Origin of the sequence: Acinetobacter sp. GWC1_38_13 (assembly GCF_001767535.1) — a bacterium.
GTDB classification, from domain to species: Bacteria; Pseudomonadota; Gammaproteobacteria; order Pseudomonadales; family Moraxellaceae; genus Acinetobacter; species Acinetobacter junii.
In genome coordinates this window covers 15,079-41,093 of the sequence record NZ_MELG01000104.1, presented here as the reverse complement: position 1 = coordinate 41,093, position 26,015 = coordinate 15,079, and the positions used below count along the sequence as shown (strand labels likewise).

The window sequence follows — 26,015 nt, the reverse complement described above, 5'->3', positions numbered from 1 at the left end:
CTTACTCAGCACCATCTGGAACAAAAACATAGCCTACACCCCAAACGGTTTGAATATAGCGAGCGCGGGCAGGATTGTCTTCGATTAAACGGCGTAAACGAGACACTTGAACATCAATCGAACGTTCCATTGCACCCCATTCACGACCACGTGCTAAATTCATCAATTTATCACGGGTCAAAGGTTCACGTGGATGCTGAACCAGTGCTTTTAATACAGCAAATTCACCAGTCGTCAAAGTCACGACTTGACCTTCACGAGTAAGTGTGCGAGTTGAAAGATCTAGCGACCATGGGCCAAAGCTAACGACTTCAACTTGTTGACTCGGTGCACCCGGTACTTCACGCACTTGGCGACGTAACACAGCACGAATACGAGCTAAAAGTTCATTTGGGTTAAATGGTTTCGGTAAATAATCGTCTGCGCCAGCTTCCAAACCTGCAATGCGATCAGAGTCACTTCCACGTGCCGTCAACATGATAATTGGAGTATCAATATTAGATTGGCGTAATCTGCGACAAATACTTAAGCCATCTTCGACAGGAAGCATGAAATCAAGAACGATCAACGAAAACAATTCACGTTGTAATAAACGATCCATTTGTGTCGCGTCATGAGCAGTTTTGACTACAAAACCTTTATCTTCTAAAAATCGTTGCAAAAGCGTACGCAAACGCACATCGTCATCGACCACTAAAATGCGTTCGACTCGGTCTGTCTCATGGTGTACGGTTTCCGTCGATTCAGCAGGTACAACTAAACTCATGATGTGCTCCTTTATCGTTTATTGTCATCGTAATTATGCAATGTCAGGCAGTATACGATTCATTGCACAGGTTTGGCTATGTTATAAAGCAACAAATATTGCCAATAAAATCAAGAGATAGATACCAAACATATACAGGTAAAATTATGACAATCAATCTATTTTTCAATATTTAGCTGAAAAAATCTTGGGATTTTAGAAACATTGATCAATTTGCATAATCTACTCGTAAAATTTTCAAAAAAACAATGGTGGATTTTATAGCCGTGGACTTTATAATCAGTGCTTTTAGAATTAACCCTTGTGGAATCAATCACGATGACTGACTTAGTTCAGCAGTTGGCAAATGAACTTGCCGTACGTCCAAACCAAGTAGAAGCTGCTATTCGTTTAATTGATGAAGGCGCCAGTGTTCCCTTTATTGCACGTTACCGTAAAGAAGTCACGCAAGGCTTAGACGATACTCAATTGCGTCAACTCGACACACGTTTGGCTTACCTACGTGATTTGTACGAACGTCGTGAGAAAGTGATTCAATCTTTACAAGAACAAGATAAGTTAAGTGATGATTTACTTGCACGTGTAAATGCGGCTGAAACCAAGAATGCATTAGAAGAAATTTATGCGCCGTATCGTCCAAAACGCACAAGCAAATCTTTCAAAGCGAAAGAAGCCGGTTTAGGGCCGATTGCAGAAAAGATTTTTGCTGAACAAGTTGATCCTACAGAAGCATTATCAGGCTTCAGCCATGAAGATTACCCAGATCTTGAAAGTCAGTTGGATGCGATTCAGCATATTTTAATTGATGATTGGGCGCAAAATATTGCGTTAACCACTGAATTAAAACAAACTTTTTCTAAAACTGCTGTGCTAAAGAGTGCTGTGGCATCTGAAGAGAAAAAAGAAGTTGGTAAGAAATTCCGTGATTACTTTGAGTTCTCTGAAAACTTAAACAAAGTTCCTTCACACCGTTTGTTAGCGATGCTACGTGGTCGTCAAGAAAATGTATTAGGTTTAAAAGTGGATGGTGAAGATGATGCACCATTGGCGCGTATTGAAACTGAGTACAACTTAGACCAAGTACAACCACAGAGTCGTCAAGATTATTTAAAGCAAACTGCAAAATTATTCTGGTTAGGTAAGATTCGTCCACAGATTGAACACTCATTGCTAACAGATAAGCGTCTATCTGCTGAAGCTGAAGCAATGGATGTATTTGCAGAGAACTTGCGTCATTTACTTCTATCTGCACCAGCAGGTGGTCGTGTTACTTTAGGTGTTGATCCTGGTATTCGTACAGGGGTAAAACTGGCAGTGATTAGTAAAGCTGGTGATGTCCTTGCACACAGCACGATCTATCCATTTGCACCGAAAGAAGATAAAGAAGGTTCGATTGCGGAGCTTGCGCGTTTATGCAGAGAGTTCCACGTGGAACTTATTGCGATTGGTAATGGAACAGCAAGCCGTGAAACAGAAGCTGTTGTTGCTGAAATGATGGCGGCAAATACGGATCTGAAATTAACACGTATCACTGTAAGTGAAGCAGGTGCATCTGTTTATTCTGCAAGTGAATTGGCTGCACAAGAACTTCCAGAACTTGATGTATCTATTCGTGGTGCGGTTTCAATCGCTCGTCGTTTACAAGATCCATTAGCAGAGCTTGTAAAGATTGATCCAAAATCAATTGGTGTAGGTCAGTACCAACACGATGTAAACCAAACAGGTTTAGCAAAAACACTAGATGCAGTTGTTGAAGACTGTGTGAACGCGGTGGGTGTGGATGTCAATACAGCATCTCCAGCGATCTTGGCTTATATCGCAGGTTTAAACAAAGCGATTGCACAACAAATCGTTGAATATCGTAAAGAAAACGGACGTTTTGATAATCGTCAAGCATTGAAGAAAGTTCCACGTTTAGGCGAGCGTACTTTTGAACAATCAGCTGGTTTCTTACGTGTTCAAGATGGTTCTGAGCCATTAGATGCATCTGCTGTTCACCCTGAAAGTTATGGCTTGGTTGAGAAAATTGTTGCCGCAAAAGCAACAACTGTAAAAGACATCATTGGTAATACAGAAATTATTCGCCAAGTAAAAGCAGAAGAGTTTGTCGATGACAAATTCGGTTTGCCGACGATTCAAGACGTTTTAGCAGAATTGGAAAAACCAGGTCGTGACCCTCGTCCTGAGTTCCGTACAGCGAAGTTCCGTGAAGACATTACCGAAGTTGCACAACTCACTGAAGGTATGCAGCTTGAAGGCGTTGTAACCAATGTAACCAACTTCGGTGCATTCGTGGACGTAGGTGTACACCAAGATGGTTTAGTGCATATCTCTGAACTTGCAAATGAATTCGTTTCTGACCCACACAAAGTCGTGAAACCAGGTCAGATCGTGCAAGTTCGTGTGATGCAAGTTGATGTTGAACGTAATCGTGTGAACTTGAGTATGCGTGCTGAAGGTTCTGCGCCTATTAAAGCACCACGTCAGCAGCAGCGTCCACAGCAAGAGCGTACTGAACGTTCAGAACGTAAGCCTCAAGGTCAACGTCCTCCACGTAAAGAGGGCGACTTTAAGCGTCCGCAAAATAACAAGCCAAAAGCTGAAAAACCACAAGAGCAAAAAATCGGTGGTTTAGGTGCTTTGTTATTACAAGCAGGGATTAAAGGCTCTAAATAAGCTAATCTGTTAAAAAAACCTTCCTTCGAGAAGGTTTTTTTGTTTGTGGTTAGAAATGATTTAATAAAGTTGTAAATAGATTATGAAATATAAAACAGCAATTTTGTTCTATAAATCTATCTAAATCGCGTTAACCTGAAATGATGCATACATGCCTTAGGAGGTCGTGATGTCACGCAGACCTCGTGAACAAGTCGATTATTTACACCTCGAAGAACTCGGTGGTTTAGAAATGTTGAAAGCCAGTTACTTTCAGCAGGAGTTCTCGCGACATGTTCATGAAGGATTTTGTATCGGTGTGATTGAAGAGGGTGCGCAACGTTTTTATCGTACAGGGGGCAATCATGTTGCGCCGCAAGGCGATATTATTTTGGTGAATGCTGATGAAGTACATACAGGATCATCTGCGGTAGAAACAGGCTGGCGTTATCGAGCAATTTATCCAACTCCAGAAATTCTCCATGAACTGACGCGTGATCTCACGACTATTCATGGCACAGCGCCGTGGTTTAGAGAAGCCGTGTTGCATGACGAAGGTTTGGCACAGCAATTACGATTACTATTTGATTTGTTAGAACAACCGAGCAATACCTTGCTCAAACAAACCTTGTTCTTATCTACGATTGCTTGGCTAATCTCAAAATATAGCCAAACAAAACAGCATGCCACTGACCTCAGTAATGCAAAACAGCGTATTTTAAATATTAAAGAATTAATGGCGAGTATGCCTGAGCAAGAGTTTTCACTCATCGAATTGGCTGAAATGGCGAATCTGAGCCAGTGGCATTTTTTACGTCAATTTAAAAAGCATGTTGGACTCTCACCACATGCGTGGTTGATCCAAGCGCGATTACAGAAATCACAAAAATTATTGAGACAGGGTTTGAACTTATCAGAAGTTTCACAGCAATGTGGTTTCTCAGATCAAAGTCATTTTAGTCGGCATTTTCGTCAAACATTTGGTATTACGCCAGGCGGTTATATTGCTTATCTCAAATAAAAAACAGCAATTTTATACAAGCTTGGATGATCTAGATTTGGCATAGTCATTGGGTTTTTAATTAATGATTGTGATGTAGATGTTAGCTGAAAACATAGATCATACCCCGATGACCGAATCACGGGCATTTTTAAATGGAGTGATCAAAATACTTCCATTGTGTTTTGCCGTATTACCTTGGGGCTTGTTGGCAGGTTCGATGGCGATTCAAGCAGGCCTTACAACCATGCAAGCCATTGCAATGTCTGCACTTGTCTTTGCGGGTGCAGCACAGTTGATGACCTTGGGTCTAGTGATGGCGGGTACACCTGCGTTAACGATCATTATTTCAGTTTTTCTGATTACTACACAGCATTATTTATATGCTTTGTATTTGCGAGAAGATATCTCCAAACAACCCTTAAAAAATCGTTTGATGCTGGGTTTTTTGCTGACGGATGAGTTGTTTGCGGTGAGTATTAAAAAGCAACAACATTATATTCATTATCTACTTGGTGCTGGACTTTGTTTTTATTTGTGTTGGGTACTGTTTAGCGCTTGTGGTGTATTCCTTGCTTCTGCAGTCCCTAATTTAGATCAATACCATCTCGATTTTTCCATCGTGGCAACTTTTATTGCAATCGTAGTTCCATTTATTAAAAACTTAAATACTTTGGTTGGTGTGCTTGTTTCAGTCACATTAACGGTGGTTTTTTTAAGTCTAGGGATTAAAAGTGCGGCAATCATGGCTGGAGTGATCGGGATGTTTGCTGCGACTTGTTTACAGAATTTTCGGGAGCGTAAAGTATGACTTGGTTTATCCTGATTATTCTGGCACTAGTTGTATTTATGAATCGCTATATATTGCTTGAACCTAATCTTCCTTTGCGACTGCCGAAATGGTTTCAACAATCTTTGCAGTATTCTGCTCCATGTTTATTGACTGCAATTGCCACCCCAATCGTGTTTATGGATGAGCATGGTGCATTTCGTGAGAGCTTACTCAATCCTTATTTTCTCGCCACAATTTTGACGATTTTGATTGCTTGTGTAGTTCGTCATACCTTGTTAACAATTATATTAAGTTTGGCATGCTTTTATGGTTTGGTATTTTGGTTGAATTAGTTGATTTCTGGAACGTTTATTATCCTGAGTTGACATCTAAACAGAATACTTATAAAAATTAGAGTAATTACTCTAATTTTATTGGTGAGTCAAATGCAAATCGGTCGACAGGTATGGATGGTTCAAACTTCAGGTGATTTATCCTTAACAGATCGTATGAGATTGTTAAGTCATAGTTTGCTGCCTGTACTTCAGCAAAGTGTAAAAATGTATGCATTTGCAAGCAGTATGACCAAAGCTCCAAAAATATTACAGATAGATGATTTGCATTTGCCTGATAGTGTCGAGATCAAACACGCAATTGAAAAGATGCAGTCCTGTAGCTCAATTGCCTTACAAAATCATTGTTTGAGGACTTGGTATTACGCCGTTGCATTTTCCAAGCTTCAAAAGCTAAAAACGGATGAGGAGTTATTGGCAGTTTCATGTTTGTTGCATGATTTGGGAATGACTGAGCAGCATTACCAACACCATGCAAACTGTCGCTGCTTTGCAGGACATGGCGCTTATGCAGCCAAAGATTGGTCAATACAACGTGGTTGGCAAATACCACGTGCTGATCAATTATTTGATGCGATCAGTATGCATATGAATCCATTCGTGGCGCTTGAGGATGGTGTAGAAGCTCATTTACTACAACAAGCAGCCAGTTGTGATGTGATAGGCAGCCGTGGTTTTGAGTTCTCTACTACATTCAGAACACAGTTAAATCAACAATATCCACGTTTAGATTTTAATCAACATATGATTGAATTCATCCAACATGAAGCTCAAGCTCGTCCGAAATCACGTACTGCGATGGTGGTACAAAGTGGGTTTAAATATTTAGTTAAATTTAATCCTTATCTTGATCAATAAAAGTAAAAAACCACTTTTAGTAGAACAAAAGTGGCTGATTTAATGGACTAAATTTTATCAATGGTCATGTTCTAAATATTCAGGTTTTTTCGGTAATGCCCAACTACAGAAGAAACAAATGATCAACATGATAATGACATATACGAAGAATGTATTTTCAATGCCTGCATCTTTGAATAACAGTGCAACAGAAGGTGCAGAACCACCAAATAGTGCATTACCCACCGCATAGGAGAAACCAACACCTAATGCGCGTACATGAGGCGGGAACATTTCTGCTTTGACCAAACCACTAATTGAAGTGTAGAAGCTCAACAACATCATCAAGAAAATGAGCAATAAGGTAATAATCACAGGCGAGTCTGCAAAACTACGCATTCCTGTCACCATCACGGGATAGATGAAAATAGCACTCAATAGACTAAAAGCGAGCATAGAGGCACGACGGCCAATTCGATCAGACAACATTCCAAAAAAAGGTTGAGCGATCATAAAAACAAATAAAGCAGTGGTCATGATAAACCCCACTGTTTTGCCATCCATGCCAATATTGGTTAGGTAGGTCTTTGAATATACAGTCACTACATAAAATGTCAGTGAACCTGCTGAGGTATAACCCACCACCAATAAGAAAGTTTTCCAATGTTGCTTTAATAGTGCAATTAAGCTTCCCGATTCTTCACGTTCAGCATCTTCATTTGATAAGGTTTCTTCTAAACGGCTACGTGCAGCCAATGAAAGCAATGCAGCGACACCGCCAATCACGAAGGGAATACGCCATCCCCCATCATTTAATTGTTGTTCGGTCATGAAGCCCAGTAAGATGACCCCAAGTAAGCTTGCGAGTAGTTGGCCTCCTGACAAGGTGACGTATTGAAAAGAAGCAAAAAAACCACGCTGACCTTTTAAACCCAGTTCACTCATATAGGTGGCAACTGCACCATATTCACCACCTACAGATAACCCCTGTAATAAGCGAACCATCAGTAATAAAAATGGAGCGAGCATGCCGACTTGATCATAGGTTGGTAGGGCAGCAAAAAGAAATGAGCTGAGTGCCATCAGGCAAATCGAGATCACCATCGATTTTTTACGACCATGCCGATCAGCAATTCGTCCAAATAACCAGCTACCAATTGGACGCATAAAGAAACTCGCTGCAAACACCCCCCAAACATAAATGGCTTTGGTCGTGGGTTCCATATCTGGAGCGGTTAATGCATGAGTAAAATAAGCAGCAAAAACGGCATAGATATAAAAATCAAACCATTCCACTAAATTCCCTGATGCTGCACCAACGATGCCTTTAATACGGCTCGTTCTTTCTTCCTTGCTATATGTCTGACTCATATCTGATCCTTTCTACACTAAGCAAGATTCTGTTACTGAATCTTTACCGTTTGTTATATACCGCTAAAAAAGCATGAAAATGACACTATTTTGTATGCTTTTTATGACTGTATTTTTAGATGGTGAGAAAGACCTGAGAGTTCTGTAAGGCTTTAGCAGTAAGAATATAGTGATAATTAAAATAGTAATTTTTTAAAAAACAATTACTTTAATTGTGGAATAGAACAATCCCTTCGCAAAGGACACGGTTCACCTTGAGTGAATTGGCTCAGCATGTTTCGAATTTGTTGGAGTTGAAAGATTTTTTCATCTATCGCCGCGAGTTTTTCTTGAAAGATATTTTGCATTTGATGCGCAGGTATTTCTTGTTCTGAGGTCATTTCTAAAATTTGTTTAATTTCATTGAGTGAGAATCCCAAATTTTTTGCCGTTCGAATTAATAACAGTTGTTGCAAAGTTTGCTCTGGATAGTCTTTGTAGCCATTAGCGCAAGTAACTGATTGTATAAGCGCCATTTTCTCATAAAAACGAATAGTATCCTTACTTAATTCGCTATGTTTAGATAATTGTCCAATCAACATAATAAGACCTTTTTATTTTTGAGTTTTTATAAAAATACCCTTGACCTTTGAGTGTACTCCATCCTTTAGCCTATTCCTACAACGACAAAAAAGAGTCATTCAAATGAAACAAACAACTTTAAAAGTAGAGCAATCTTTACAAGTCGCATTTGTTGCTGGTGCTACAGGATTTGTTGGGCGGTTTTTGATTGCCGAATTGTTACAACAAGGACATCAAGTTTTTGCATTGCTCCGTAATAAAGCTCAGCAGCAAAGACAGCTCGAAGATTGGCTGAGAAATCGAAATATAAATTTAGAGCGTTTTCAGTGTGTGCAAGGTGATGTGACGCAAGTTGATTTGGGCATAGAGAGCAGCACTTGGGAACAATTGCAGCAAGTGAATACTTTGTACAACAGTAGTGCATTGTTTGCTTGGGATTTAAGTATGCGACATGCGCGCAAGGTTAATGTTGAAGGGGCGCTGAATTTACTTTCAAGTCTGAATAAATACTGCAAATTAGAACGTGCCATCCACGTTTCAGGGTACATGTTGACGATTCACTCGCATTTACAACAAGCGGGAATTTGTCTCGATCAACCTGAAACCACTGATTGGAATAGGGTTTATCAACAATTGGGTGCGTATGAGGCATCCAAAATTGAAGCTCATTATGCATGGATGAGATTGGCAGAAGAATTAAAGATCGATTGGACCATCATTCATCCAGCAACTGTCGTGGGCGATGCGCTTACGGGAGAAATTCCTGACAATCAACCGATTGCCCAAATGGTGGATTTATTAAAGCGGAAAAAAATGGGTGCAATACCTGCTACACCTCAACATTATTTGCCACTGGTGACAGTAGATTACTTGGTGAAAGTCATGGCACTTGCTGCAACCGAGAACAGTTTAGCCCAACGTGAACTGTTGGTAGCTCATCAACAACGTTTTGTTTTAGCTGAGATGTTTAATATCATCGCTACACAAGTTAATCAGCAAGCACCTACACGCTATGTGCCTTTAGCTGTCTTAAGAGTGATACTAAAATGGAAATGGCTGGCTCAGAAGTTAGAGATATCTAAGGAAATGTTAGATTTTATTCGAACTGAGCCACTGAATACGACTTCATTGTCTCAACTGATTCAAAAGTGGAATATACATGAAACTGATCTGAAATTGGCTTTAGAAAAAACCAGTCGTTGGGTCGGACAACAGCCGAAATCTGCTTAGATAATCAACACCCTGTGGATAAGTCTGGATTTATACACATTGTATTTTTGTACATAAAAAAGCCTCCGTAGAGGAGGCTTTTCAAATTATCGCAGATTACCAGTGTTCGCCTGGGAATAAGCGCGCATAAGCACGTTGGATTAGATTTAATTTCTCTTGCTTACCCACTGATGCTGTCGAGCTAGGGAATAAATTAAAGCCAATCGACATCAAGATATTGTTGATATCAGGTGCAATTGCATAGGTGATTGAAGCTAGTCGACCCAAGTGTGTCGCAATTTTCTTCGGACGTTTCACAATAGCATAAGCAATTAGGTCAGCTGCTTCTTCAGGTGAAAGAGTCGGTACATATTTATAGATCTTAGTCGGTGCAATCATTGGCGTACGGACTAAAGGCATATAAATCGAAGTAATTGCAATTTTATGAGAATGCACTTCAGCAGATAAACAACGGCTGAAAGCATCTAATGCAGCTTTAGAAGCAACATAAGCTGAGAAGCGAGTTGCATTGGCAAGTACACCGATTGAGCTGATATTGATGATTTGACCATCTTTACGTTGCATCATGTGCGGTAATACATTGAGTACTAAACGAACTGCGCCAAAATAATTCAGTTGCATAGTACGTTCAAAATCATGGAAACGATCAATTGATTCATGCACAGCACGACGAATTGAGCGGCCTGCATTGTTGATCAGAATATCAATATGATCAACTGAGGCAAGGATTTCTTTCGAAACCGCATCAATTGATTCCATGTCATTTAAATCACACGGAAATACCGATGCTTTTCCTCCGTTTGCTTCGATCTCTGCTTTTACTTCATCCAAAGTTTCTTTGGTACGAGCGAGCAATAAGACATGCGCACCAGCTTGAGCGAGGTGTTTTGAAACCGTTAAACCAATACCACTTGAAGCACCAGTGACAATGATTGTTTTACCGTCGACTTTTTGATTAAAAAGTTTTTTGAGTTTTGCGTTCATGTACGTTACCTACATTAATCAAGCTGTTGTTTGCAATGCTTTCTTATTGCGATTAAACACTGCACTTTATTTTGGTGTAATATTAACCGATATTTTAGGTTTGTCCAGTTTAAATATTTGAAACATAATAATTTTTTAGAGTAAAAGCTCTAAAACAAGATATTGTAATACTTGAAAAAGAACAAATATTTAATGGATTTTGTATAAAAAATAAGCCCCAATTATGGGGCTTATTCTTTTGCTTATAAATTATACTTGTGCAAGAGCTTGTTCGAGGTCGGCAATCAGGTCATCAATATGCTCAATACCAACAGATAAACGAACGAGATCTTCACTCACGCCTGCAGATTGAAGTTCTTCTGCATTCAATTGGCGATGAGTTGTAGTTGCTGGATGGCAGGCCAGACTTTTGGCATCCCCAATATTCACCAGACGTGTAAATAGCTGTAATGCATCGATAAAACGAGTACCGCCTTCTAAGCCATCTTGTACGCCAAAAGAAAGAATCGCAGAAGGTTTACCTTTCACATACTTTTGTGCCAAATGATGCTGTGGATGGTCACTTAAACCTGCATAATTGACCCATTTTACTTTTGGATGTTGTTTCAGATATTCGGCAACTTTCAGGGCATTTTCGGTATGACGTTCCATACGTAGGTTTAGGGTTTCTAATCCTTGTAAAATCAAAAATACACTGAGTGGGCTAATTGCAGCGCCAGTATTACGTAATGGAACGACCCGCGCACGTGCGATATAGGCGGCTTCACCTAATACTTCGACATAATTCACGCCGTGGTAGCTTGGATCAGGAGTATTTAAAGTTTTAAAACGTTCAGGATATTTACCCCAAGGGAATTTCCCACTATCCACAATAATGCCGCCAATGCTGTTGCCATGACCACCGATATATTTAGTGAGTGAATGAATTACGATATCGGCACCAAACTCAAATGGTTTGAGTAGAGCAGGTGTTGCCACTGTGTTATCAACAATGACAGGTACACCATATTCATGGGCGATTTTGGCAATTGCTTCGAGGTCAATAATATTACCAAGTGGATTACCAATCGACTCAACGAAAACTAACTTAGTTTTGTCGTCAATGATTGAACGTAGTGCTTCTGGGTTTTGATAATCAAAAAAACGAACTTCGATGCCTTGCTTAGGCAGAGTATGAGCAAATAAGTTGTAAGTACCACCGTATAAAGTAGATACGGATGCAATATTATCTCCAGCTTCAGCAATCGTTTGAATCGAATAGGTAATTGCTGCCATTCCTGATGCTAGTGCCAAAGCGCCAATCCCGCCTTCCAGTGCAGCGATACGTTGCTCAAGTACTGCTGTGGTGGGATTCATGATTCGAGTATAAATATTGCCTTGAACTTTTAAATCAAATAAATCGGCACCATGTTGAGTGTTATCAAAGGCATAAGATGTTGTTTGATAAATTGGAACAGCCACTGCTTTGGTGGTTGCTTCTGGTGAATATCCCGCATGAATGGCTAAAGTTTCATCTTTGTATGTCATGGTTACATCATCTTCGTGAGTTAAATAATCAGCGAGTGTAGCCTAAAACTTATCCAAAATGGTGCATAAATTATGCGATTTATAGCGTTTTTATTCATATCTATAGCAAGATGTGGCTGCATAAGACTTGGTGTATTTGTTTAATGAAATTGCGTAATGTCTTGAAAAAGAAAATGCTTTTAATTGGCACAAACAAAATCTAACTTAACTTCATGTTGATTGGGTTTTCAGCGTATAATACGTGCGATTATTTTTCGCTTTTTGCGATGTATTGGTTTTTCAATTGAGGAGTCCTGCGTGGCCCAATATATTTATACGATGAACCGAGTGTCGAAGATGGTTCCGCCTAAGCGCGAAATCTTAAAAGACATCTCTTTATCATTTTTCCCAGGTGCAAAAATTGGTGTGCTTGGTTTAAACGGTGCAGGTAAGTCTACCTTGCTCCGTATTATGGCGGGCGTAGATAAAGATTTCTCTGGTGAAGCTCGTGCACAACCTGGAATCAAAATCGGTTACTTAGAACAAGAACCGCCACTTGATCCTACTAAAGATGTTCGCGGAAACGTTGAAGATGGCGTACGTGAGGCACTTGATGCTCTAGAACGTCTTGATCAAGTTTTTGCTGAATACGCTGATCCTGATGCTGATTTTGATGCACTTGCAAAAGAGCAAGAAAAGTTAGAATCAATTATTCATGCTTGGGATGCACATAATCTCAATAATCAACTTGAGATTGCTGCTGACGCATTAAATCTTCCTGCTTGGGATGCTGATGTTACTAAACTCTCAGGTGGTGAGCGCCGTCGTGTAGCATTGTGTCGTTTATTGCTTTCTAAGCCAGACATGTTGCTTCTAGACGAACCAACGAACCATTTGGATGCTGAATCAGTTACTTGGTTAGAGCGTTTCTTAAAAGATTTCCCTGGTACTATCGTTGCGATTACGCATGACCGTTATTTCTTAGATAACGTGGCTGAGTGGATTCTTGAACTTGACCGTGGACATGGTATTCCTTATCAAGGTAACTATTCTTCTTGGTTAGAGCAAAAGAATGCGCGTTTAGAGCAAGAACAGAAACAAGAAGAATCTTTTGCTAAAGCATTGAAAAAAGAACTTGAATGGGTTCGTTCAAATGCGAAAGGTCAGCAAAAGAAAAACAAAGCGCGTATGGAACGTTTTGAAGAGCTTAACTCTAAAGAATTCCAACAGCGTAATGAAACGTCTGAAATCTACATTCCACCTGGTCCACGTCTAGGTAATAAGGTTGTAGAAGTTGAAGGCATCAGTAAATCGTTTGATGGTCGCGTATTGTACGAGAACTTAAGCTTTACTGTACCGCCTACAGCGATTGTCGGTATCGTTGGTCCAAACGGTGCAGGTAAGACGACGTTATTCCGTATGATGACTGGTGAGCAGCAACCTGATACAGGTACTGTGACATTAGGTGATTCGGTTAAAGTCGCTTATGTTGGTCAGATCCGTGACACCCTAGACAACAATAAAACTGTTTGGGAAGAAGTTTCTGGTGGTTTAGATATCTTAAAAATTGGTGATTACGAAATTGCATCACGTGCATATATCGGTCGCTTTAACTTTAAAGGTCAAGATCAGCAGAAACGCGTAGGTGAATTGTCTGGTGGTGAACGTAACCGTTTACAACTTGCCAAGATCCTTCAAATGGGCGCTAACGTAATCCTACTGGATGAGCCATCAAACGATTTGGATATCGAAACTTTACGTGCACTAGAGGATGCTATTTTGGTATTCCCTGGTACGGTAATGGTAGTATCGCATGACCGTTGGTTCCTTGACCGTATTGCAACGCATATCTTATCGTTCGAAAACGAACAACCAGAATTCTATACTGGTAACTATGCAGAATACGAAGCATATCGTCAGTCACGTTTAGGTGAAGATGCGGCTCAAAAACGTACCAAATACAAAAAAATTAGCGGTTAATTTCTGCTAATAAAAAAACCAGCCTCAGGGCTGGTTTTTTACAACTTATGAAAATGCTATTTCACTAAAAGCATTATATAAATAGGCTCTCGCTTTAGGATGACCTAATGAAACAGCCCTATCCAGCCAATATTGCGCTTTCCTATAATCTTTGTCTAACCCCAAGTCACCATGTAAATAACTTTCACCTAATTTAAAAGCTGCTTCTGCATCGCCTCTTAATGCTGCTCGCAAATAATACCAAACTGCATTTCGGTCGTTGGAGGACTGTTTTAGAGATTGTAACGTTTGATGTTCATGTGTTGCTAATCTCTCAAAGTAATGTGCTTTACTTATCTCAGACTTTGCATCAGGAAGATCTTGGTGATCTATAAGGTTTACTATAAAAGAGTGAGCCGATTGTTTGAGTTGTTTGATATTCATATTGGCCTCCCACTTTTGTGTCTTTTTTATACTATAAAGCTTTTTTACTAAAATGTTGTAATTTTATTTATTTCATCAGTTTGATTCTAAATTAATTAAAATTTTGACGAATGGTTTTTTATTACAATGTAATTTTATTACATCAAGCTTACTTGATATAGTCTACATATTATTTGAACATTTGATATAAAAGTGCGCCATTCTAGTATATTTATGACCGTCTTACTTAGCTTATTCATATTCCAAAGTATTTGGAACGTGGCGGCTGCGTATTGTGCTCATGAACAGACGATAGAACCACTTACTATAACAACTCATTTTGGTCATCACGACATTGACAAATCTTCAAAGAATCAAGATGCTTTCGCAATTACTGAACAAGATTCTGATCCAGTTTTGACAGTCAATCATCATAATCATTTACCTTCGTGTTTTCAGCTTGCCGTGTTCAATCAACAAAATGATGTTGAGTATATTTTATCTCAAATATATGAATTAAAACAAAAATATACTTGGCTGAACTTCTATCAATCCCCTGATTTGTTTATTTCAGACCCACCTCCTGTCTTTACCCTGCTATAGGTGGGGTAGCCGAAAAATAACCCACCAGAAATAGGTCTATTTCAAAGGGTTATATTATGCTTAATTATTTATGTAAAAAATACTCTAAATATATGGGTGGGATTTTCTTTATATTAAAGAAACCTTCATTGAATTTAGTTTATTCGTTGTTTCTAGTTGATTATTACAATGGTAAATATCACTTTGTATATGATAGGTATTTACCAAATGGTTTATTTAATAATGCTATTAGGGTTGTTGTTTTAAATGCATTCAAATATCAAGTGAATAATATATTTTTCAAAAAATTAAAATATTTGATTTTTGGAGGTATTTATTCATGAGTTATTTACTTTCATCTAAAATTAGAACGCTAAGTTCAAGATTTATCGGTTTTTTCCTTCTAATAATAGTTGCATTAAGTTTAAGCAAATGGCATTTTCATGCTTCATTAATCGGGTATTTTTTATGGTTGATGGGGTGGTTATTTGTAGGTGTTGGAGCAATGGGGAGGATTTGGTGCAGCATTTATATTTCAGGGTATAAAAATAATAAATTGGTAATGGAGGGTCCATATTCATTATGTCGCAATCCATTATATCTATTTAGTTATTTAGGTGGTGTGGGGATCATGTTTTTAACTGAAACATTTTTATTCCCATTGATATTCACTGTTTATTTTCTGATTTATTACCACTATGTGATTAGCCAAGAAGAAAAATTTTTGAGCAAGAAATATGGGATGAAGTATTTAGCGTATATGGATCGCATTCCTCGGTTTATTCCGAGTTTTAAAAAGTATACAGAACCTGAATGCTATCAGATTTCGCCTAAACATTTTCGGATTTTCTTGGTGCAGGTAGTCTGGTTTTTTTGGATTGCAGCACTGGTTCAATTATTTGAAAAGCTTCGGCTTTTAGGTGTGATCCCATCTATTTTTAGGTGGTTTTAAGCAACTGTTTTTTAGTTTTATTTTGGTCTTGGTAAGAGTTATCTAAGCTTCAGAGCTTACTCAAACTAAGGCTGTTTATCTGATTTGGTTATTGGCGTTTTTCCAATAATTGATGAATTTTTTGAATAGGGTCTGAATTATGTTATCTAAAGTTAATCTAAAGTTATGTGCCTTAGTTTTCTGTCTTTTTGCTGGCACAGCGCACGCTGATGGCGGCTTGATGTTCTTGGAAAAGAATTTACAAGCGCAAAAGGAAACGAAAACCAAGCAAGTCAATCATGGTGAGCAGTTAAGTGCTCAACAAAAATAAGATTGAACATGAATTTAGTAATTAAAGGTCAGCAATGTTGGTTTTTATTTAAACTGACCGAAATGTAATTTTATTACACTGACCTTACTTGCTATAGTTCATCTGTGCAATTTTTATCTAAAAGAGTAACCTTTGCAGCGTTCTAGTATTTTTATTACCGTCTTGCTCAGTTTGTTCATGTTTCAAAGTCTTTGGAACGTGGCGGCTGCGTATTGTGGACATGAAAATATCAATACGACAAATAGCAGCGTGGTTACGCACTTTGGTCATCATGTTCCAGAAAGTTCTATTGCATCGACTCATTATTCAGTGGTTTCCGATCAGGAAGCCTCTGATTTACCGATGTCTTTGAATTTACAGGATCACCATGATCATTGTTTTCATGTTGTGATGATTGAAGCACAGCAGCAACTTGATGAACCTTTGCTTAGAGTCAAAGAATTTAAGCAGAATTATATTTGGTCGAATTCCTACCAATCCCCGCATTTATCTAGATTAAACCCACCGCCGCTTTTTACCCCGCTATAGGTGGGGTAGCCGAAAAATAGCCCACCGCAATTTTCCTTTATTTGCGGGGCTTCATTATGTCTTCCAGTTTTAATCAGCGTAGTAATACGCATAGGTCGTATGCACTAAAACCAACTGCTTATGCGTTTTCATCAAAATGTTCAGTACTTTTGCTAACACTGGCAATGGTGATTTCTAATCAATCTGTGCAAGCAGAGTCATTGTTGGATGCCAATCAGTCACCCAATCGTGCTATGCAAAGAAATGCTAGTTTTGATCAGATCCTTGAACAGATTCGTAGCTATCAAGCGAATCAGTCGAGTTGGCAAACACAACAACAGATGGCGAGTGCACAGCTCAAACAAAGTGCTTTATGGGCCAATCCAAGTATTTCAGTGGAACAAACAGGCTTACAAAGTAATAAAGATCAAGAGCTCGCAATTGGTGTTTCACAACCTTTGGATCTTTTTGGTCAGCGTCGCGCAGCACAGAAAGTCGCTCAACTTTCGGCAACTCAAGTTGATTTAGAACAGCAACGTTACAATGCAGAGCTTGATTTGATTGTGCAATACGCATGGTCGCAAGTGGCGTTATTCCAATTAGAAAAGTCATTGATCGCAGAACAGTTGCAAGTGAGTCAGCAAAATTTAGATGCCACTTTAAAACGCTATCAGGCAGGTAGTATTGCTCAAGTTGATGTCGAACGTGTGCGTATGGCTCATTTAGAGAATCAGCGTATTTTTCAGCAGGCTGATTTACAGCTGCAAGTCGCACAGAAACAATTAGCCAGTTTCTGGGGCAGTGATGCGAATCAATTTATGATTGCACCAACTGTCAATGAGCTTTGGGCAAGAGCCACAGCTGTGAAGACTGATGAACAAAACATTGAGAATTTGTTTGAGCGTAGTTTGCAATTAGAAACGCAACGTCAACAAGCCAATATCGAGCAGCTCAAAGCAAAATCTCGTCCTCAGCCGATTATGACCTTAGGGGTGAATCGGACTCGATCAGCAGATCAAAACACTGAAAATCAAATTCGTTTAGGCGTTGAGATTCCTCTTAATATTTTTAATCCACAAAAATACGCTATTCAGATTGCAGAGGCCAAACAAACACTGATTCAACAGCAACAGCGTTTCTACCGTCAACAAAATCAGATGGATATCGATGTTCGTCTTGCAGAATTACGTGGCTTACACATGCAATTTAAACAACTGAATGATCAGCAGGTGCCCTTGGCAACCCAAGTTCAGCAAAAAACCTTAGAAGGTTTTCGTCTTGGTAAATTTGCTGTGACTGACGTGCAGCAAGCGACCACCCAATTACAAGATGTTCGCTTGCGTAAAGTACAACTCCTTAAACAAGCATGGCAGTTGAGTGTAGAAGTTCAAAGTGCGCGTATGGGTCTTCCTGTCGAGCAAATCACAGCCAAAGATGCACTGATGCAATTGAATCAACGTGTTTGGCAACAAAGTAATTCATTTCCAAACCAATTAGGAGAATAAACATGGGCAACACATTAAAAACACGTTCTCAATGGGTTTGGATTAGCATCATTATTGTTGTCACAGGAATACTTGCTGGAGCTGTGTTATGGGGTTCAAAAGCTGAAACCACAGAGAATGCAGAGCAAGAGCATGCCCATCAAGAAAATGAAAAAGAAGGTGCTGAAGGTGAAAAAGAGCAGGCGGAAGACGAGGAAAAACTCACTCTGACCAATGAGCAAATGCAACAGCAAAACGTTAAACTTGCTCAAGTTGCTTTGGGTGCAGTCAATCAAGTTCAGACCTTTCCAGCAAAAATAATGGTCAATACGGATCGACAAGCACACGTTTCGCCGAGTTTTGCAGGGCGAGTGGAGTCTGTGTATGTTGAATTGGGCCAGCAAGTCAAACTTGGTCAAGCTCTAGCAAATTTGTTGGTACCCGATTTAGTCGATCAACAAGCCAATTTACAAATTGCGCAAACAAATTTGGATTTGGCAAAACAAGATTATGAACGTGAACGCAGTTTGTGGTCGCAGGGAATTTCTGCAAAACAAGATTATCAGCGTGCTTATAATGCCTATCGCCAAGCGCAAATTCAGGTGCAAGCCGCTCGCTCACGTTTAACAGCTTTTGGTGCAGGTTCGAATTCTAGTGGTCGTTACACTTTGACAGCACCGATTAATGGTGTGATCAGTAATAAAGATATTGTGATTGGGGAAAATGTCCAACTTGCAGATCAGTTGTTCACTATTGTTCAACTCGATCAACTTTGGTTGGAATTTGTTATGCCAACAGTGGCGAACGTTAATGTTCAGCCAAATCAACAAATTCGCTTCAAATCTTTGCAAACGGGCAATCAATTTAACGCACAAGTTCAAAGTCTTACGACTGAAGCCGATGCACAAACAGGGCGTTTACAAGTGCGTGCAAAAGTTTTGTCAAATGCAGCCGAATTACGTCCAAATTTGATGGTGAACGTAGAGCTACAAGCAGGCTCAAAACAGTCAGCCATCCGCGTCAGTGCACAGGCGATTCAACAGGTTGAAGGTAAAGATACCGTTTTTGTTGCAAAAGCAAATCAAAACAAAGGCTTTGATTTTGTTGCAGTACCTGTGCAAGTTGGACAGCGTACCCAAGATGGACAATGGGTTGAAATCACCCAAGGTTTAACGGCAGGTCAATCTTATGTCGCTGAAGGTAGCTTCTTGCTGAAATCAGAGCTTGAGAAAGGAGAGGCTGCACATGGACACTAATTCCTCTCAATTGCCGAAGCCAGAGGGTTTATTTGATCGCATTATTCAATTTGCGATCCGTAATGCGATTTGGGTCATGTTGTTTGTAATGACGTGGATTGCGGTTGGGGTATGGAGTTATCAAAAACTGCCGATAGATGCAGTGCCTGATATCACCAATACCCAAGTGCAAATTAATACCCAAGCCAATGGCTATACAGCTCTGGAAGTCGAACAGCGGATTACTTATCCGATTGAAACTGCCATGGCAGGGATTCCAAACTTAGAGCAAACCCGTTCGATTTCACGTTATGGTTTATCGCAAGTCACTATTATTTTCAAAGATGGCACTGATATTTACTGGGCGAGACAGTTAATTAATCAACGTTTGCAAGAAGCCGATGGGCAGTTGCCAGATGCAGTTGATCCACTCATGTCACCTGTTTCTACGGGCTTGGGCGAAATTTACCAGTGGGTGATTAAAGCTAAACCTGATGCCAAAAAAGAAGATGGTACGCCATATACTGCTATGGATTTGCGCGAGATCCAAGACTGGATTGTGCGTCCGCAATTGCAGCGAGTGAAAGGTGTTGCTGAAATCAATAGTATTGGCGGTTATAACAAAACCTATATCGTTTCTCCTGATTTAAAACGTTTGCAGCAGCTTCAAATTTCACTGACAGAGTTTCAAACAGCTCTACAGGAAAATAATGAAAACCGTGGTGCGGGATTTATTGAGGAAAATGGTCAGCAGCTTACTGTCCGTGTTCCAGGCATGTTGAGCACTGTTGAAGATATCCAAAATATTACCGTAAGTGTCAAAAATGGTTTACCCATACGTGTAGCCGATATTGCAACGGTTGCGATTGGGCATGATTTACGTACGGGTGCTGCAACCTATAATGGCGAAGAAACGGTATTAGGTATCGCCATGATGATGATGGGCGAAAACAGTCGTACCGTTGCCCAAGCGGTAGATGCAAAAATCCAAGAAATTCAGCCGACTTTGCCAAAAGGGGTTGAAATTGAAACGGTTTATGATCGTACCAGTTTAGTCAATAAAGCCATTAAAACTGTTCAAAAGAACTTAGTTGAAGGTGCGATCCTCGTCATCGTGATTCTCTTTGTTTTCTTAGGTAATTTCCGTGCGGCTTTAATTACGGCCTGTGTCATTCCGCTTTCGATGTTGTTTACCTTAACAGGAATGGCTGAGCAAAATATTAGTGCCAATTTGATGAGTCTAGGCGCATTGGACTTCGGGATTATTGTTGATGGTGCAGTGGTGATTGTCGAAAACTGTATTCGACGGCTCGCAGAAGCACAACATCATGCAGGTCGATTATTAACACGTCGTGAGCGCTTTAAAGAAGTATTCCTTGCAGCCAAACAAGCACGTAAGCCGTTACTGTTTGGACAGGCGATTATTATTGTTGTGTACTTGCCGATTTTTGCATTAACAGGTGTAGAAGCAAAAATGTTCCATCCAATGGCGATGACCGTGGTGATGGCATTGCTTGGCGCCATGATCTTATCGGTGACTTTTGTTCCAGCGGCTGTGGCGTTATTTATTACAGGTGAGGTGAAAGAAAAAGAATCTCGTTGGATGCAAGCGCTGAAAAGAAAATATCAACAAATCCTAGATTGGGCATATCAATTTAAGATGGTGGTAGTGACTTTAGCGGTGAGTATTTTAGTTTTGACTGGTGTATTGACCACGCAAATTGGTAGTGAGTTTGCGCCACAATTGAGTGAAGGGGATTTTGCTTTACAGCAAATGCGCTCTCCAAGCACAGGTTTGGAACAATCTTTAAGAATGCAGGAAAATACTGAAAAACTAATCTTAAAGAATTTCTCAGAAGTTAAAGCTGTTTTTGCTCGAACAGGTACGGCTGAAGTTGCAACGGATGTAATGCCACCCAATATTTCCGATGCGGTGATTTTATTAAAACCACGTGATCAATGGGAAGATCCAAAAGAAACCATTGATGAATTACGAACACGGATGCAGGCATTTCTGGAAAATATTCCAGGTAACAATAGTGAGTTTTCACAACCGATTGAGCTTCGTTTTAATGAGTTGATTTCGGGTGTACGTAGTGATGTTGGTATCAAAGTTTTTGGCGATGATATGGAGGTACTCAATACACAAGCACAAGCAATTGCTCAGAAAGTACAAAAGATCTCAGGTGCAACAGCGGTCAAAGTTGAACAAACCAGTGGTTTACCTGTATTGAATGTGGATATCGATCATGCACTTGCAGCGCAATATGGCTTATCTGTGAAATCGATTCAAGATGTTGTTGCAGCGAGTGTTGGTGGTCAGAATGTCGGTCAGATTTTACAAGGTGACCGCCGTTTTGATTTTGAAATCCGTTTACCTGATAGTCAACGTACAGCACAAAGCCTTGCTCAACTACCAATCCAATTGCCTAATGGTGGTTTGATTCAGTTGCAAGATATTGCCAAGGTGGAAACCATTTCAGGTATGAATCAGGTCGGACGTGAAAATGGTAAACGTCGTGTCATTGTGACTGCCAATGTAGAAGGGCGTGATTTGGGTTCATTTGTCCAAGAGTTACAAGCAACCCTTAAACAACAACCTTTGCCTGCGGGATATTGGTTGGAATATGGTGGGCAGTTTGAGAATTTGGCTTCTGCTGCAGCACGTATGCAGATCGTGATTCCACTCGCGTTAATTACCATCTTTGTTTTATTGATGGCTGTGTTCCATAACTTTAAAGAAAGTTTATTGGTCTTTAGCGGCGTGCCATTCGCATTGTCTGGTGGTTTGGTTGCACTTTGGCTTCGAGATATTCCACTGTCAATGTCGGCAGGTGTGGGATTCATCGCACTGTCAGGTGTCGCTGTATTGAATGGTCTTGTGATGCTGAGTTTTATTAAAGAACTTCGTGAGCAGTTTGATGTGCATAAAGCTACATGGCAGGGAGCAATCTTAAGATTACGTCCTGTATTAATGACGGCTTTTGTTGCTTCGCTTGGCTTTATTCCAATGGCAATTGCGACTGGTACTGGTGCAGAGGTGCAACGTCCTTTAGCAACTGTGGTGATTGGTGGGATTATTTCATCAACTTTACTGACCTTGCTCATTTTACCAATCGTTTATCGTTGGATGAATGAGATGAAATCCAGCAAAAGTCAGGAAAGCACCATTTAATCTATTTATGTTATCTTCTTAGTAAAGCATTTTATTAAGAAGAAACTAAACCAGCCAAAGCATTTCAACTTTGGCTGACTTGTAAAACCCCTATGGGTTTTACGCCGATAATGATAAGGAGTCCAACATGAGTGGACATCAAGGGCATGATCATAGTCATGCTGTAGTTACTGAAGGCAACGCAAAAAAATTGACGATTGCGTTGGTGCTGACAACAACATTTTTAATCGTCGAAGTTATTGCGGGTTTAATTACACAAAGTTTGGCATTGCTGTCCGATGCAGCGCATATGTTTACTGATGCGGCAGCACTCGCGATTGCTTTGGCTGCGATTAAAATCGCTAAACGTCCAGCAGATAATAAACGCACATTTGGTTATCAGCGTTTTGAAATCTTGGCGGCGTTATTTAATGCTTCCATGCTATTTTTTGTTGCAATCTATATCCTTTACGAAGCTTATCAACGATTTACACAACCTCCTGAGATTCAGAGTGTAGGCATGCTTATCGTTGCGTCTTTGGGTCTTGTCATTAATCTTATTTCCATGAAGATTTTGATGTCGAGTGCAACCGAAAGTTTGAATATGAAAGGCGCTTATTTGGAAGTGTTAAGTGATGCGCTTGGCTCAGTTGGTGTGATGATTGGTGCGGTCATTATTTACTACACCAATTGGTATTGGGTTGATACGATTATTGCCGTTGCAATTGGGTTTTGGGTGTTACCAAGAACTTGGATTTTGCTTCGTCAAAGTATCAATATTCTCCTTGAAGGTGTACCTGAAGAAGTGGATATTGAAAAACTGCGTAACGACTTATTGGCGTTACAGGGTGTTGAGAGTATTCATCAACTTAAGGTTTGGGCGATTACCTCAAAGAATATTCATCTGACCGTACATTTATTTGCACCAAATGCTGATCGTAAGCAATTACATCAAGCTGCGACCGAAATGTTGGCACATGAACATGGTATAGCTGAGGTGACATTACAAATTGAAGATGATGCTGAAATGAACTGCCAGCATACGCATCAACATGCCGAACAAGAACATTCACATCAGCATTGAGCTGATGTGAACTTTTCTATTTTTTAAATTAATTCTGCCATTCGTGGTTACAATCACGACATTTCCAATGCTTTTGCGCTTGCATAAAGGCTTGCATTGAAATTTTAAAATCTGGAAGATCACGCCAAAATAGAACACCTGCAATTACACACACAGCAAATACAGCAACTGTCGCAATTTGTAAGCCTTGTCCTGCACCGTTTCCAAAAATCCACATCCCAATACTAATTAAGACAAGGATCAGTAAAATAAAGATCGCTGGAACTAATAATACTAAGCTTTTAGGTACATTGGGACGAGGGCTATTTGCACCCTGACTGACAGGCATAATTTTCACGCTTTGACATTTAGGGCAACGGTATTGCATAGATTTATCCTATAGGGTTTTGCTTATTTTAGCGAAAATTGTGAAAAAGCTAAAATGTTGTGGCTATGAAATTGTTTTATTTACTGATTCAGTTGTAGGTATGCCAATTCTAGAACAGTTTGGGTAATTAGATTGATATATTTTGCACTTCGTCTAAAGCTATTCGCTAAGCAGTATTCAGCCATGCTAATTTGAGTTGAAGAGTTACCGAATAGTTATTCGAAGAATACGTATGTTATCGACTAAAATTCTAAAATTACGTTTATCACGCATTCAAAAAGGTAAAGAGCATCTTTCCACTCATGATAAATTGATGTTGGTGAGTATGGAGAGTCCAGACCTGAGTGCTAACTTTTTGCTGCGCTTATTTAAGATGTCTTTGCCCAAGCAATGGAAGTTTCATTCAGAGACTGAGGAAGATGTCCTGTATACACGTCAACTCATTCAGTTGATCGAGAACGAATTTATCCCTGCCTATGAGTTTCATGCCCGAAAACATGCTTGGTATGAACAATGTCTAGAGTATCAGCTTAATTTTTTAGTGACTGAACCTAATCAGCAACAAATTAATCATTATTTAAGGCAATTGGATCAATGTTTGGATCAACAGCCAAAATTGGATTTATTGAGATATTTTTACCAGCAATATCCTACAGTTCAGCACGCTACAGCATTAGCTAAATCATATGCTGGAGCCGCCGAATATTCAAAGGCGATCGAATTGTATGAATGGGCAGCACAACAATCAACACAACGTAATGAAGTTGCCTTTTATAGTTACATCGAGTGTCTCATTCATCGAAACCAGTCTGAGTACAAAAAAGGTATTAGCGATGTTGAGCATGCGATTGATTTATTGTGTCGGTTTGAAAAGCCAATAGATCAAAAGAGCTATAACAAAATATTAGACCAATCAATTTCGAGGTTACTACCATCTGCGATCTTGGAATCACGAAGTGCAGAAACCAATGTATTTGCAGATGTTGGGCGTGGTTTAAACTCACTAGGTAAAACTTTAGGAGGAATTTTTGGAGCAAAAGACTTAAATATTCCTTTGAGTAAAGATGTGATAGCCAGTGCACCCCAACTGCTCAGTACAGATCAAATTATAACGAGTTTAGAGCGGACTGCTACGCTGCAACAATCCTTTAGACGATGGATTGGAGAAGAGCAGTTTCAGCACTATTTAAATCATGATGCAGGATTATTGACTAAATTTTGGTTAGAAATGGAAGCTGATCCTGCATCAATCGAGACATTATCTGATCCTTTTTCTCGACTACAGCTGCTCGAACAATTGGCTTCTTCAACACGTCGTCTAGGAGAGCTGCTTGATTTAGCAGATATTCAACTTATTTTAGATCAAGGGACCAATGCATATTTCGGTGAGTTCCGTTTGAATAAGCAACATCCTGATCGAGAGCAGCTGTTTGTGCAACGTGAGAAAATTGTAGATGAGATGGCTCAATTTGCACATTGGTTTTATGAGCATATCCTCACGGTATATTGTGATCAGCAATTGAAGCTCTTTGAGCAAATACAACAAACATTGTTGAAACAACCGATTGAGCAAGCTTTGTGGAGTGCGCTGTTTGCTTACCAATTTGAGCGACAGAGTCGAGCACAAAGATTGATGGAATGGATGCAAGCAAAGCTTGAGAAAACAAATGATTTTGAAAACATACAAGCGGCATGGGTTGCTTTAAGAGAAAGTCGATCATTTAGCGATAACGACATTCCAAGCAAAATAGCCACGATACAACAGGAGCTTGCACAATATAAGGCTTTATTGGAGCAGCAGAAACAGCAGATCGATCAGGATGAATTGAATATCGTTCATAAAGATGAGGAGTAGAATTTAGACGCCATCTAGGGCTAAATGTTGATCAGGATTATTTATTTCTGTGCAACAAAAATACGCAA

The 26,015-nt window shown here is 39.7% G+C and carries 23 protein-coding genes; 16 read left to right on the top strand and 7 right to left on the bottom strand.

The genetic code is table 11. The features are described from left to right. Nucleotide 1 precedes the first annotated feature (1 nt). The gene (gene ompR, locus A2003_RS11200; protein ID WP_004657337.1) at nucleotides 2-766 is read right to left on the bottom strand and encodes an osmolarity response regulator transcription factor OmpR; all 765 of its coding nucleotides are present in this window, start codon (nucleotides 764-766) and stop codon (nucleotides 2-4) included. A gap of 318 nt (nucleotides 767-1,084) precedes the next feature. Between ompR and A2003_RS11195 the strand changes: the two genes are divergently transcribed. The 5 genes from A2003_RS11195 (at nucleotide 1,085) to A2003_RS11175 (ending at nucleotide 6,404) form a co-directional block, all read left to right on the top strand. After that, nucleotides 1,085-3,442: a Tex family protein gene (locus A2003_RS11195; RefSeq protein ID WP_286687374.1), complete on the top strand. Its 2,358-nt coding sequence runs from the start codon at nucleotides 1,085-1,087 to the stop codon at nucleotides 3,440-3,442. A gap of 169 nt (nucleotides 3,443-3,611) precedes the next feature. After that, nucleotides 3,612-4,442 carry an AraC family transcriptional regulator gene (locus tag A2003_RS11190; protein WP_125299689.1) on the top strand — a complete coding sequence of 277 codons (831 nt, stop codon included), beginning with the start codon at nucleotides 3,612-3,614 and terminating at the stop codon, nucleotides 4,440-4,442. A gap of 79 nt (nucleotides 4,443-4,521) precedes the next feature. After that, nucleotides 4,522-5,232 (top strand): AzlC family ABC transporter permease, encoded by a 711-nt coding sequence (locus A2003_RS11185; protein ID WP_199955487.1) that lies wholly within the window; start codon nucleotides 4,522-4,524, stop codon nucleotides 5,230-5,232. Continuing rightward, nucleotides 5,229-5,546 carry an AzlD domain-containing protein gene (locus A2003_RS11180; RefSeq protein ID WP_151760303.1) on the top strand — a complete coding sequence of 106 codons (318 nt, stop codon included), beginning with the start codon at nucleotides 5,229-5,231 and terminating at the stop codon, nucleotides 5,544-5,546. Before A2003_RS11185 ends, A2003_RS11180 begins: the two co-directional genes overlap by 4 nt. Before the next feature lie 93 nt (nucleotides 5,547-5,639). Then, on the top strand, nucleotides 5,640-6,404 hold the full coding sequence (locus tag A2003_RS11175) for an HD domain-containing protein (protein ID WP_286687373.1): 765 nt from the start codon (nucleotides 5,640-5,642) through the stop codon (nucleotides 6,402-6,404). Nucleotides 6,405-6,461: 57 nt separating this feature from the next. Here A2003_RS11175 and A2003_RS11170 read toward each other — a convergent pair whose 3' ends face one another. Continuing rightward, on the bottom strand, nucleotides 6,462-7,754 hold the full coding sequence (locus tag A2003_RS11170; protein WP_004951479.1) for an MFS transporter: 1,293 nt from the start codon (nucleotides 7,752-7,754) through the stop codon (nucleotides 6,462-6,464). A 203-nt stretch (nucleotides 7,755-7,957) separates the two neighbouring features. Next, nucleotides 7,958-8,335 carry a MerR family DNA-binding protein gene (locus A2003_RS11165; protein WP_004909736.1) on the bottom strand — a complete coding sequence of 126 codons (378 nt, stop codon included), beginning with the start codon at nucleotides 8,333-8,335 and terminating at the stop codon, nucleotides 7,958-7,960. 103 nt (nucleotides 8,336-8,438) lie between these two features. Here A2003_RS11165 and A2003_RS11160 point away from each other — a divergent pair, with 103 nt between their 5' ends. After that, nucleotides 8,439-9,545: an SDR family oxidoreductase gene (locus A2003_RS11160; protein WP_151711318.1), complete on the top strand. Its 1,107-nt coding sequence runs from the start codon at nucleotides 8,439-8,441 to the stop codon at nucleotides 9,543-9,545. Nucleotides 9,546-9,641: 96 nt separating this feature from the next. Here the strand turns inward: A2003_RS11160 and A2003_RS11155 are convergent, their stop codons facing one another. Together A2003_RS11155 and A2003_RS11150 are read right to left on the bottom strand one after the other, a co-directional pair. Further along, complete coding sequence (locus A2003_RS11155) at nucleotides 9,642-10,529, bottom strand: SDR family NAD(P)-dependent oxidoreductase (RefSeq protein WP_004951483.1); 888 nt, start codon at nucleotides 10,527-10,529, stop codon at nucleotides 9,642-9,644. Between the two features lie 249 nt (nucleotides 10,530-10,778). Next, nucleotides 10,779-12,056 (bottom strand): O-acetylhomoserine aminocarboxypropyltransferase/cysteine synthase family protein, encoded by a 1,278-nt coding sequence (locus A2003_RS11150; protein WP_286687372.1) that lies wholly within the window; start codon nucleotides 12,054-12,056, stop codon nucleotides 10,779-10,781. A 297-nt stretch (nucleotides 12,057-12,353) separates the two neighbouring features. Between A2003_RS11150 and ettA the strand changes: the two genes are divergently transcribed. Beyond that, a complete protein-coding gene (gene ettA, locus A2003_RS11145) occupies nucleotides 12,354-14,015 on the top strand; it encodes an energy-dependent translational throttle protein EttA (RefSeq protein ID WP_004909725.1) in 1,662 nt (553 codons plus the stop codon). Nucleotides 14,016-14,060: 45 nt separating this feature from the next. On the opposite strand, the gene A2003_RS11140 is transcribed toward ettA, so the two are convergent. Beyond that, nucleotides 14,061-14,438, bottom strand: a complete 378-nt coding sequence (locus A2003_RS11140) for an SEL1-like repeat protein (protein ID WP_042891757.1) — start codon at nucleotides 14,436-14,438, stop codon at nucleotides 14,061-14,063. A gap of 192 nt (nucleotides 14,439-14,630) precedes the next feature. Here A2003_RS11140 and A2003_RS11135 point away from each other — a divergent pair, with 192 nt between their 5' ends. From A2003_RS11135 to A2003_RS11100, 8 genes are all read left to right on the top strand, one after another. Next, the gene (locus A2003_RS11135; protein WP_353743766.1) at nucleotides 14,631-15,020 is read left to right on the top strand and encodes a cation efflux protein, CzcI-like; all 390 of its coding nucleotides are present in this window, start codon (nucleotides 14,631-14,633) and stop codon (nucleotides 15,018-15,020) included. A 319-nt stretch (nucleotides 15,021-15,339) separates the two neighbouring features. Further along, nucleotides 15,340-15,951 (top strand): methyltransferase family protein, encoded by a 612-nt coding sequence (locus A2003_RS11130; protein WP_004951496.1) that lies wholly within the window; start codon nucleotides 15,340-15,342, stop codon nucleotides 15,949-15,951. 139 nt (nucleotides 15,952-16,090) lie between these two features. Continuing rightward, nucleotides 16,091-16,261 (top strand): hypothetical protein, encoded by a 171-nt coding sequence (locus A2003_RS11125; protein ID WP_171493165.1) that lies wholly within the window; start codon nucleotides 16,091-16,093, stop codon nucleotides 16,259-16,261. Between the two features lie 132 nt (nucleotides 16,262-16,393). Continuing rightward, nucleotides 16,394-16,789, top strand: coding sequence for a cation efflux protein, CzcI-like (locus A2003_RS11120; protein ID WP_286687371.1), 396 nt, complete (start codon nucleotides 16,394-16,396; stop codon nucleotides 16,787-16,789). A 56-nt stretch (nucleotides 16,790-16,845) separates the two neighbouring features. Next, nucleotides 16,846-18,273, top strand: coding sequence for a TolC family protein (locus tag A2003_RS11115; RefSeq protein ID WP_286687370.1), 1,428 nt, complete (start codon nucleotides 16,846-16,848; stop codon nucleotides 18,271-18,273). A gap of 2 nt (nucleotides 18,274-18,275) precedes the next feature. Further along, a complete protein-coding gene (locus A2003_RS11110) occupies nucleotides 18,276-19,508 on the top strand; it encodes an efflux RND transporter periplasmic adaptor subunit (protein WP_286687369.1) in 1,233 nt (410 codons plus the stop codon). After that, complete coding sequence (locus A2003_RS11105) at nucleotides 19,498-22,662, top strand: efflux RND transporter permease subunit (protein ID WP_234856573.1); 3,165 nt, start codon at nucleotides 19,498-19,500, stop codon at nucleotides 22,660-22,662. Before A2003_RS11110 ends, A2003_RS11105 begins: the two co-directional genes overlap by 11 nt. Nucleotides 22,663-22,789: 127 nt before the next feature. Further along, nucleotides 22,790-23,725, top strand: coding sequence for a cation diffusion facilitator family transporter (locus A2003_RS11100; RefSeq protein WP_286687368.1), 936 nt, complete (start codon nucleotides 22,790-22,792; stop codon nucleotides 23,723-23,725). Nucleotides 23,726-23,753: 28 nt separating this feature from the next. On the opposite strand, the gene A2003_RS11095 is transcribed toward A2003_RS11100, so the two are convergent. Continuing rightward, complete coding sequence (locus tag A2003_RS11095) at nucleotides 23,754-24,092, bottom strand: hypothetical protein (protein WP_004909706.1); 339 nt, start codon at nucleotides 24,090-24,092, stop codon at nucleotides 23,754-23,756. Between the two features lie 232 nt (nucleotides 24,093-24,324). On the opposite strand from A2003_RS11095, the gene A2003_RS11090 reads away from it, so the two are divergent. Then, a complete protein-coding gene (locus tag A2003_RS11090) occupies nucleotides 24,325-25,947 on the top strand; it encodes a hypothetical protein (RefSeq protein WP_286687367.1) in 1,623 nt (540 codons plus the stop codon). The last annotated feature ends 68 nt before the right edge of the window (nucleotides 25,948-26,015 follow it).

Bases quoted from the DNA above. Each gene is read 5' to 3' on its own strand.
- A2003_RS11175 (WP_286687373.1), top strand. From the start codon at position 5,640: ATGCAAATCGGTCGACAGGTATGGATGGTTCAAACTTCAGGTGATTTA.
- A2003_RS11150 (WP_286687372.1), bottom strand. From the start codon at position 12,056: ATGACATACAAAGATGAAACTTTAGCCATTCATGCGGGATATTCACCA.
- A2003_RS11115 (WP_286687370.1), top strand. From the start codon at position 16,846: ATGTCTTCCAGTTTTAATCAGCGTAGTAATACGCATAGGTCGTATGCA.
- A2003_RS11195 (WP_286687374.1), top strand. From the start codon at position 1,085: ATGACTGACTTAGTTCAGCAGTTGGCAAATGAACTTGCCGTACGTCCA.
- A2003_RS11155 (WP_004951483.1), bottom strand. From the start codon at position 10,529: ATGAACGCAAAACTCAAAAAACTTTTTAATCAAAAAGTCGACGGTAAA.
- A2003_RS11090 (WP_286687367.1), top strand. From the start codon at position 24,325: ATGTTATCGACTAAAATTCTAAAATTACGTTTATCACGCATTCAAAAA.
- A2003_RS11160 (WP_151711318.1), top strand. From the start codon at position 8,439: ATGAAACAAACAACTTTAAAAGTAGAGCAATCTTTACAAGTCGCATTT.
- ompR (WP_004657337.1), bottom strand. From the start codon at position 766: ATGAGTTTAGTTGTACCTGCTGAATCGACGGAAACCGTACACCATGAG.
- A2003_RS11100 (WP_286687368.1), top strand. From the start codon at position 22,790: ATGAGTGGACATCAAGGGCATGATCATAGTCATGCTGTAGTTACTGAA.
- A2003_RS11110 (WP_286687369.1), top strand. From the start codon at position 18,276: ATGGGCAACACATTAAAAACACGTTCTCAATGGGTTTGGATTAGCATC.
- A2003_RS11185 (WP_199955487.1), top strand. From the start codon at position 4,522: ATGTTAGCTGAAAACATAGATCATACCCCGATGACCGAATCACGGGCA.
- A2003_RS11095 (WP_004909706.1), bottom strand. From the start codon at position 24,092: ATGCAATACCGTTGCCCTAAATGTCAAAGCGTGAAAATTATGCCTGTC.
- A2003_RS11180 (WP_151760303.1), top strand. From the start codon at position 5,229: ATGACTTGGTTTATCCTGATTATTCTGGCACTAGTTGTATTTATGAAT.
- A2003_RS11105 (WP_234856573.1), top strand. From the start codon at position 19,498: ATGGACACTAATTCCTCTCAATTGCCGAAGCCAGAGGGTTTATTTGAT.
- A2003_RS11130 (WP_004951496.1), top strand. From the start codon at position 15,340: ATGAGTTATTTACTTTCATCTAAAATTAGAACGCTAAGTTCAAGATTT.
- A2003_RS11170 (WP_004951479.1), bottom strand. From the start codon at position 7,754: ATGAGTCAGACATATAGCAAGGAAGAAAGAACGAGCCGTATTAAAGGC.
- A2003_RS11140 (WP_042891757.1), bottom strand. From the start codon at position 14,438: ATGAATATCAAACAACTCAAACAATCGGCTCACTCTTTTATAGTAAAC.
- A2003_RS11190 (WP_125299689.1), top strand. From the start codon at position 3,612: ATGTCACGCAGACCTCGTGAACAAGTCGATTATTTACACCTCGAAGAA.
- A2003_RS11165 (WP_004909736.1), bottom strand. From the start codon at position 8,335: ATGTTGATTGGACAATTATCTAAACATAGCGAATTAAGTAAGGATACT.
- A2003_RS11125 (WP_171493165.1), top strand. From the start codon at position 16,091: ATGTTATCTAAAGTTAATCTAAAGTTATGTGCCTTAGTTTTCTGTCTT.